General features: G+C 39.9%; 3 protein-coding genes. 1 reads left to right on the top strand and 2 read right to left on the bottom strand.

Going from position 1 to position 2345, the window contains the following annotated elements:
* On the top strand, window positions 1-307 hold a 307-nt coding region (locus F6K37_RS38560), incomplete at its 5' end, for an AMP-binding enzyme (protein WP_287256447.1).
* A 32-nt stretch (window positions 308-339) separates the two neighbouring features.
* Here F6K37_RS38560 and F6K37_RS38555 read toward each other — a convergent pair.
* Window positions 340-1257, bottom strand: a complete 918-nt coding sequence (locus F6K37_RS38555) for an Rpn family recombination-promoting nuclease/putative transposase (protein ID WP_287256444.1) — start codon at window positions 1255-1257, stop codon at window positions 340-342.
* Between the two features lie 147 nt (window positions 1258-1404).
* Window positions 1405-2345, bottom strand: a 941-nt coding sequence (locus F6K37_RS38550) for an Rpn family recombination-promoting nuclease/putative transposase (protein ID WP_287256442.1), incomplete at its 5' end; no start/stop codon positions are given.

Below are 2345 nucleotides of genomic sequence, written 5' to 3'. Positions count from 1 at the left end.
TGACCACAGCGTCAACAGAGACGGACTGCTGGTACTCTTTTCTGATGTAGAGAGGGCAATCGAGTCCATTGAAGGGATAGAATCTGTGGTCGTCGTTTCCAAGGGAGAAAGCCAACGAGGAAAAGGACTTGTCGCCTATTGTGTCCTTGCCAAAAATGCAAAAATTACTGAAGTAGATATCCACACAGCTTGTTTTGAGAGACTACAAAGGCGTGCTATTCCCGATCGAATTTCGATTATGAAATCTTTGCCAACTTTGCCTAATGGCAAAGTCGATCGACAAAAGCTGATCGGTCTCGACGCTTAGGTTGGTGATTAGTGTTTGGTGATTGATGGATTTCACTGGTCGAATTGGTTATCCCGCAACCAATTCGACAAATCTACACTGGTGGTAAAATCTGCCATAGCAACTCCTAAACCTTCTAATTGTTCTAGAGATAATTGTTGAATTCCCTCTAGAACTTCTGAGGATATTGCACCAAGTTTGCCTTCCAGTTGACGGGATATCAGTCCCTGCATTAATAATCTCCCTTCTTCCCGGCCTTGTTCGAGAGCTTGACGAATTTCACCTTTGCGGTCTTCCATAAACACTTCTCGTTTGTGTAATTCCTCCAAGTCTTTGCTACTCATATTCGCTTGATTAGCTATGGTTAGCGCCTGAGCAATTTCCGGGATTTCTGATAAGGTATCGGGAATTGCTTCTAAATTTGGGGCTTCCTTCATAAAATAGATCCATTTCTCCGATGCCGTTTCTAAGTCTTCTAAAGACCGGGAAAATTTCGGCAGTTCCACAAACACCATGGTTAAGTGTTGGTTTCGGTAGATAAAGTTTTTTTGTTGTTCTTTAAATACAAAACGATTTAGGTATTCGTCGGTTTCCTCAAACATGGTGAAGTCTGTAATTGTTAAAGCAATCACCGGCTTCAGTTTATAATATCCTTGCCCAGATTTTAATTGATTGCTATAGGTTTTGGCAAGATTATAGATTACTCGTTTATCAAAAGCTGGAACATTTAACACTTGCATTTCAATAATCACCGTGGAGCCGTCATTTAGGATTGCCTTGACATCCAGGTATGTATCCTTTAACTCCGTAGTATAGCCAGCATTGTATGGGTCAATAATCTCTAAGTTATTTATCCGAGATTCTCCTTGATAGATTAAAGCATTTAGAAAGCTGATCAGGACTTCTTTACTCTCAGAGGAACCAAAGATTTTCTTGAAAGCAAAATCGGTTTTGGGGCTGATAAATCTCATGGTTAATTATTGATTGGTGATTGTTGATTAATGAATTTCACTGGTACAACACTACTACTTAATAGGCTTGTAGGGTGGGCAAAAACCGTTTAGTTCTTTTGATAATTCTAGATTCTATAATTTTGCCCACCCTACTTAATAGCTATATCATTGGTTATTCCGCAACCAATTCGACAAATCTACGCTGGTGGTAAAATCTGCCATAGCAACTCCTAACGCTTCTAATTGTTCTAGAGATAATTGTTGAATTACCTCTAGAAATTCTGAGGGAATTGCACCAAGTTTGCCTTCTAGTTGACGGGATATCAGTCCCTGCATTAATAATCTCCCTTCTTCCCGGCCTTCTTCCCGGCCTTCTTGTTTCCCTTCTTCTCGGCCTTGTTCCCGACCTTCTTGTTTCCCTTCTTCCAGAGCTTGACGAATTTCACCTTTACGGTCTTCCATAAATACTTCTCGTTTGTGTAATTCCTCCAAGTCTTTGCTACTCATATTCGCTTGATTAGCTATGGTTAGCGCCTGAGCAATTTCCGGGATTTCTGATAAGGTATCGGGTATTGCTTCTAAATTTGGGGCTTCCTTCATAAAATAGATCCATTTCTCCGATGCCGTTTCTAAGTCTTCTAAAGACCGAGAAAATTTCGGCAGTTCCACAAACACCATGGTTAAGTGTTGGTTTCGGTAGATAAAGTTTTTTTGCTCTTCTTTAAATACAAAACGATTTAGGTATTCGTCGGTTTCCTCAAACATGGTGAAGTCTGTAATTGTTAAAGCAATCACCGGCTTGAGTTTAGAATATCCTTGCCCAGATTTTAATTGATTGCTATAGGTTTTGGCGAGATTATAAATCACTCGTTTATCAAAAGCCGGGACATTTAACACTTGCATTTCAATAATTACCGTGGAGCCGTCATTTAAGACAGCCTTAACATCCAGGTAGGTATCCTTTAACTCCGTAGTATAGCCAGCATTGTATGGGTCAATAATCTCTAAGTCATTGATTCTAGATTCCCCGCGATATATCAGAGCATCTAGAAAGCTAATCAGGACTTCTTTACTTTCAGAGGAACCAAAGATTTTCTTAAAAGCAA

Source organism: Moorena sp. SIO4E2 (assembly GCF_010671945.1).
GTDB classification, from domain to species: Bacteria; Cyanobacteriota; Cyanobacteriia; order Cyanobacteriales; family Coleofasciculaceae; genus Moorena; species Moorena producens.
The sequence above is the reverse complement of the archived record's forward strand: the minus strand, read 5'-3'. Positions and strand labels throughout refer to the sequence as shown.

Bases quoted from the DNA above. Each gene is read 5' to 3' on its own strand.
- F6K37_RS38555 (WP_287256444.1), bottom strand. From the start codon at position 1,257: ATGAGATTTATCAGCCCCAAAACCGATTTTGCTTTCAAGAAAATCTTT.